The following is a 6,290-nucleotide window of genomic DNA, read 5'->3' as shown; positions in this document are numbered from 1 at the left end:
AGACGCCTAAAAATTGCGCCGCGGCGGGGGTGTAACTCCGGTCGGGCTACGCCCTCCCTTCGTCACACCCCCGCCGCCGAGTCTCATCCTGATTGACGCTGAATCTCACCTTGTTTGTCGCCGCGCAATCGTGTCGTCTAGCACTGGGTTTTCGGGAAAAGTCTCCCGAAACGGAACCGTCAACATGACCAACACTTTCATCCATAAAGGAAGGAAAGGAGGCAACACCCTGACGGGAGTGATAAAGGGAGACAAAGGGACCGGCAGGTTCAAAGGATCCGGTGCAGGCCGCGGCTGTTCAGGAACCGTCGCGATGAAACGGATGTAGCGTAAAGGCTATATCAGGTCCTCGGCTCGTTCATTGTGCCTGATGACTACACCCACCGTGCCAGCGGCCGGACCGACGCCCTATAGGACAAAGCACGAAGTTGCGGTTCGCCAAATCCCTTGTCCACTCCGGCACAAAGCCGATGCCGAGGCCGGTCGAGACGAGCGACACCAACGAGAAAGTGTCGTCACAGCTAGGCAATGTTGCCGGTCAGACCATGGGTATCGAACACCTCGGAGAAATAGTGCTCGCAGAGAGGTTCTGGATCTTCTCACACTTCAGCGCTCCAGTGTCGATCTCGCTGTGAAGGTGAAGCGGGCTCGTTCTTTCTTCAATGCATCACCCGGCGCTCAGATGCCCGCCGCGATTAGAGCCCTGATGTGCCGCATGTCCGAGCCGCAGCATCCGCCGACGACGCGCAGTTTAGGGAGCCGTTTTGCCAGGTCGGCGCAAAGCACGCCGAACTGCTGCGGGTCGCCGTCATCGAGCTCGGTGGCTTCGTCCAGTTCGGCATGGCTGCGGTGAGAAGCGTTTGGTCGGACCATGCCAATCCGGTTGAGCCAGCGCGATGGCAACTGTTTGCAGAAATGCTCGGGATGGGCGCAGTTGATCCCATAGTAGTAAACGTAGCCGCCAGTCGCGGCTTCGACCTCGCAGAGCGCTGAATCGAGGTCCTGCCCGGTCGGCAACCGCCCGTCGGTCTCGACCGTGAATGAGAGTGCTAAAGGCAGGCCAAGGTCGCGCCCGCGGTTGACCATGCCGATGGCTTCACCTGGATGGGTGATTGTGAAAGCCGACGCAATGTCCACACCTTCCTCGGCAAAGGTCTCCAGCTGGGCGCTGTGCAGGCGGGCCGCTTCTGTCGGGGTCAGGAGCTGGTCGGGTGCGTAACCATCCCCTGCCGGCCCGAGAACCCCCTCGATCAGGATATGGTCCCGCCAGGGATGGGCGCCCCGCAGATCGCGGGCGAAGGCAATAGCGCGCCGGTTGACGTCCCGGATCCCTGCGTCGTCGAGCCCGAGCTTCGGCCCCCAGCCGCAATTGGCGCGCCAGGTCGGCGTGCCCATCACAAACCCGCGACTCGCGGCCTGGGCCAACTCGAAATACGATACCGCGTAGCGCCGCAGCATCTCGCGCCCCTCTGGGCTGTCGAGCAGGACGAAGGAGGCGAAAAGCGGCATTTCGGCGCCTTCGTGGAAGATAAGGTCTGTCTCCATGCCACCATCGCTGATGAATGGGTATGGCGACGAAAGCAGGCGGTCAAGTATACCCATGGCATCCACCCCAAAGAACCATTGTAGCAAATTCCGGCGGGGTGATCGAACTTTGTGACGGGGCGCGACCGGCGAACGCCACGCCCCGACGACCCGGCGTCGGACTATCATTCCGGAATGCGAGCAGGATGGACGCTTGGAGCCCGAGAGCCAACTTCAAACCTATCGCCCTGAGTAGAACGGAACCCAGAAGAGGGATGGTTTCGTGTTTTTACTACTCCGACCCATCTCCGTCGGAGAACCGTCTCAGCGCTTGCGTGTCTAAGATCGTTACGGAACGATAGGTGTATTTGACCCAACCTGCCCTTGCGAAACTCTTCATTGCGGAATTGACCTGCTGTCGTGATGCATTCGCCATGACGCCAAGGGCGCTCTGGGACAACGGGATGGCCATGTCACCGAGCCAACCCGCTCGCTGAAGCACGGAGGCTATTCTGCATTCGACATTGCGCTTTTGTAGGTCATGAATAATACGGACGAGGACATCCACGGTTAAGACGGTGTTCAAACCCACCGCACGCCATACGGCGGGATCCCGTGCCGCCATCTGCTCCAATGCGTCCAATGGCACGTGCATCATCCAGGTCTCACCAAGGGCTCTCAACTCAACCCTGCGGGGCTGGCCGGTGAGGAAAGGCCCTTCCCCCGTCCATGCGCCCGCCATTCCGAGATGGATTAGACGCGGGATCGCGTCGGGAGGCGCCGAGTTGATGGTGAGAGAACCGGCGACAAGGCCATACATTCCACCAGCCGCGTCGCCATATCGATAGATGATTTGATCGGGAGAAAATTTCTGCAAATGCCCTTGGCGCAGCAGCTCCGTCCGGAATTGCGCGCTCATATGTGCGAGCCAAGGCCCCTGGCACAGGACATGTTCTGCCTTCTCTCGTGTCAACTCCAACGGGATCCCTCCACATGCACGGTCTGGACAGAACGTTTTTCGCTGATCGAACACAAAATTTCGTAAATTGTCTGGATCCGGACAATCTGTGGTCGACACATGTGCACATGTGAGCTTATCGCCGAGGATCGATGGGGTTACATAAAACTTGAGCTCTTCAATAGCTTCACACTGCTGCCGTAAGGAAATTCCGCGCCCCCGCGATGTCGTCATCGTGAGCCTTCAATGCTGGCACCTCGCCCACAACAGGCAGCGTCGGTTGCCGTCCCAGTTGACGATACCGCAAACCAGTGTTCAGCCACACTCGATGGTGGGGCCAAGGCGATGAAATCTTTTCTCTTGGCGGCAGCATTGTTCACCGCTTTGATGCATTCTTCGTCCGCAAACAGCGCGGACCTTCAACAGCCATTCCTTGTCCCTGAAGCCAATGCCGAAGGTTGGAGCTTTACCGCAAGCCCTTATTTTTGGGTCGCCGGCATCTCTGGTGATTTCGGACAGTTCGGTCTACCCGCAATTCATGTTGTGTCCGATTTCGGCGATATCCTGAAGGATCTCGACGTTGGCTTCATGGCGATCGGTGAAGCGCGTCACGATCGGTTCAGCGTCTTTGGTGACGTGATCTACACCAAGGTTTCGTCGCAAACTGCCACGCCGCTCGGTGTCGTTGCCCGAGGGGTCGACACCACGTCGGAGACATTCGCTGGTCTCGTTGGTATGGGCTATGCCATCTTTCAAGATGGCCGCAGTAACGTCGACGTCGTGGCCGGGGCACGTATCTGGCATGCGAGTACGCGGATCTCCTTTTCCGGCGGGTTTCTGAGTGGAGTTTCGAGCCGTGACAGCGCCACATGGGTGGACGCCATAGCGGGCGTTCGCGGTCGTTACTTCCTGACGGACCACTTCTATCTGAGCGCCTGGGGCCTGGCCGGGGCAGGACAGGCGGATCTTGATTGGGATCTCGCCATAGGAATCGGTTACGAGTTCAGAGACAGGATCTCAACCATCGCTGGCTATCGCGCGCTCGGCGTCGATTACAGCCACGACGGCTTTATCTTCGACGCCGTGCAACAAGGTCCGATCCTTGGACTCGTCGTTCGCTTTTAATGTTCGCCGGTCAATCCGCTTTTCTAATTTCAACTTGGTGGGCTTCCATGTCTCTTGCAAAATTGAGCTGCTCGACGATTGCTGCGGTGTCACTGCTTGCTGCGCTGCCGGCTTTTGCCGACCCGATCCTCGTCAACAGCGACAACTTTGTGCGCGCTGAGAGCGACCTTTATTTCTCCGGCATCGCCGGAAATGGTGGCTTTGGCAAGTTCGATCATACGCGCGAAATGGTACCGCTCGACAAGCAGACTATCATCCGCCTGAACCGTGACACGCTTTATTCTTCCGCCGTGTTCGATCTCGATGCGGGGCCGGTGACGATCAATGTGCCGGACACCGACGACCGCTTCGTGTCGCTTCTGGTGATCGACCAGGACCACTACGCCCATGGCGTATTCTATGGGGCTGGCTCGTACACGTTGACTCGCAAGGATATAGGTACCCGCTATGTCGTGCTGGCCTTTCGCTTTTTTGCTGACCCCAACAGCTCCGAGGACATGAAGAAGGTTCATGCGCTTCAAGATGCGGTAACGTTCAAGCAGTCAGCACAGGGTAGTTTTGAGATCCCGGAGTGGGACAGTAAAAGTCGTGACAACACACGCCGCGCGCTGCTCGATCTCGGAGCTTTGCTCCCAAACACCGCGAAAATGTTTGGACCGCGCGATGAAGTCGATCCGGTCCGGCACCTGATTGGAGCAGCACTTGGATGGGGCGGAAACCCAGACAAGGAAGCGTTTTACCTCAACGTGACGCCGGAAAAGAACGACGGCGACAGCGTTTACCGGCTCACGGTGAAGGATGTCCCCGTCAAAGACTTCTGGTCGGTCACGGTCTACAACAAGGAAGGCTTTTTTACGCCCAACGCGTTCAATGCCTATTCCCTGAATAACGTGACCGCGCAGAAGAGCCAGGATGGCTCGGTCACAGTCCAGTTCGGAGGCTGCGATGGCAAGGTGGCCAACTGCCTGCCGACACCCGAGGGATGGAACTACATGGTCCGCCTGTATAGGCCCGAGATGCAAGTTCTTGAGGGAAGCTGGAAGTTTCCGGCCGCAGAGGAAGTGAAGGAATGAAGCGCCGCACCTTCTTGCAAGGAACCACTGCGCTAATGCTGCTGCCGCCTCTTGAGGCATTCGCGCAGGATGACATCGGGGCCATCGCCAGAGAGGTGTATATTTACACCTATCCGATGGTGAAGAACTACCTCACCATGTACCAGTACGCACTGGAGCCGGGTGGCGGCCAGTATAAGGGGCCGCTCAACACACTGGTCAGCGTCGCCAGGGTTTACACGCCCGAAGATACGGCAATCATCACGCCGAATTCCGACACCCCCTATTCCTTCATTGTCTTCGATCTGAGGGCTGAACCTGTCGTCGTGACGATGCCACCGATCGAGAAAGACCGCTACTACTCGCTTCAACTCATCGACCTCTATACGAACAACGTCGACTATCCAGGCACGCGGGTGGACGGCAACGACGGCGGCGATTTTCTGATCACCGGCCCAGGCTGGAAGGGCGATATACCGACGAGGATCAAGCGCGTGGTCGAAATGCCGACCACGCTTGCCATAGGCATTATCCGGACGCAGCTTTTCTCGCCCGACGATCTTGAGAACGTGGAGCAAATCCAGGCGGGCTACAAGGCTACGCTGCTGTCAGTCTACGCGGAAACGCCGGCTTCCGCTCCTCCGCCATCCGTTGACTGGCTTCCAATCTCAGACGATTTGATGATTACGAACTACTGGGCGCTTGCCGCATTCCTGCTGCAGTTCGCACCACCTTATCCCGGTGACGAGACGCCACGGGCTAACCTTGCCAAGCTTGGCGTCCAAAAAGGAGCGACCTGGTCCGGAGCGGATCTTTCACCAGAGACAGTGAAGCTCATGAATGCCGTGGCGGTCGCGACCGAGAAGGAGATTCGAGACGAGGCCGCGCGGTTGACAGATTCGTCCAAGTTATTCGGCACGCCGGAATTCATGAAGGGCAGGTTCATGGTCCGCGCCGCGGCGGCGCAAGGCGGCATCTACGGCAACTCGGTGCAAGAGGCACTCTATGTGATCTATGCCGTCGACGCACAGGAGGCGCCACTTGACGGACGTAGAGCAAGATACACTCTCACCTTGACCCCTGAGACGCTGCCACCGGTCGAGGCCTTTTGGTCGCTGACCATGTATGACAGACCGAAGCAGTTCCTTGTCGACAACCCTGTCGATCGCTACCTGATCAACTCGCCCATGCTCGCGAGCCTTCAGAAAAGCGCCGACGGAAAGATCGTTCTGTATTTGCAGCACGAAAGCCCAGGAGCAGCGTTGGAATCAAATTGGCTCCCAGCGCCGAGCGAATCCTTCTATGCGGTCATGAGGCTCTATCTGCCCACGGCGTCAGCGTTGGACGGGCATTGGAAGCCGCCCGCGATCCAGGCCGTTCCGCAATAAATGAGATCATAACGATCTTCAGCCGCGTTGCCGATACCCAGAAACCACGAACGCCTCTAGCGAAGTCGATTAGCCTTAGGGCCCGCTTCAAACGAGACACCCAACCTTGAACTTGCGACGCACAGCGCTGGCACGCGCGCGGGAGTGCGGTTCACCGAGGCGAGGACTCGATCAATGGTGGCGGCTGTCACCTGGCAGGGAGCTGAGGTCTAGGCGGACTTGGCGGCTCCAGTCACCCTCGAA

Annotated in this window: 5 protein-coding genes and 1 pseudogene; 3 read left to right on the top strand and 3 right to left on the bottom strand. The window is 58.3% G+C overall.

Annotation, left to right across the window (positions count from 1 at the left end):
• Window positions 1–418: 418 nt before the first annotated feature.
• The 3 genes and pseudogenes from IB262_RS36170 to IB262_RS32390 form a co-directional block, all read right to left on the bottom strand.
• Window positions 419–578: pseudogene (locus tag IB262_RS36170) on the bottom strand (LysR substrate-binding domain-containing protein); the annotation flags it as partial.
• Between the two features lie 100 nt (window positions 579–678).
• Entirely contained in the window at window positions 679–1,602 is a 924-nt protein-coding gene (locus IB262_RS32395) for a homocysteine S-methyltransferase family protein (RefSeq protein ID WP_060521298.1), read from the bottom strand.
• 214 nt (window positions 1,603–1,816) lie between these two features.
• Complete coding sequence (locus IB262_RS32390; protein ID WP_082566518.1) at window positions 1,817–2,443, bottom strand: Crp/Fnr family transcriptional regulator; 627 nt, start codon at window positions 2,441–2,443, stop codon at window positions 1,817–1,819.
• Window positions 2,444–2,827: 384 nt separating this feature from the next.
• On the opposite strand from IB262_RS32390, the gene IB262_RS32385 reads away from it, so the two are divergent.
• From IB262_RS32385 to IB262_RS32375, 3 genes are read left to right on the top strand one after another with little or no spacing between them, the layout of a single operon-like run.
• Window positions 2,828–3,607 (top strand): hypothetical protein, encoded by a 780-nt coding sequence (locus IB262_RS32385; RefSeq protein ID WP_113135886.1) that lies wholly within the window; start codon window positions 2,828–2,830, stop codon window positions 3,605–3,607.
• Window positions 3,608–3,654: 47 nt separating this feature from the next.
• Complete coding sequence (locus tag IB262_RS32380) at window positions 3,655–4,680, top strand: DUF1214 domain-containing protein (protein ID WP_192439285.1); 1,026 nt, start codon at window positions 3,655–3,657, stop codon at window positions 4,678–4,680.
• A complete protein-coding gene (locus tag IB262_RS32375; protein WP_192439284.1) occupies window positions 4,677–6,047 on the top strand; it encodes a DUF1254 domain-containing protein in 1,371 nt (456 codons plus the stop codon). Before IB262_RS32380 ends, IB262_RS32375 begins: the two co-directional genes overlap by 4 nt.
• Window positions 6,048–6,290: the final 243 nt, after the last annotated feature.

It is taken from the genome of Ensifer sp. ENS02 (genome assembly GCF_014851885.1).
Classification (GTDB): Bacteria; Pseudomonadota; Alphaproteobacteria; order Rhizobiales; family Rhizobiaceae; genus Ensifer; species Ensifer adhaerens.
Note: the sequence above shows the minus strand (reverse complement) of the source record. Positions and strands in the feature narration are given on the sequence as shown.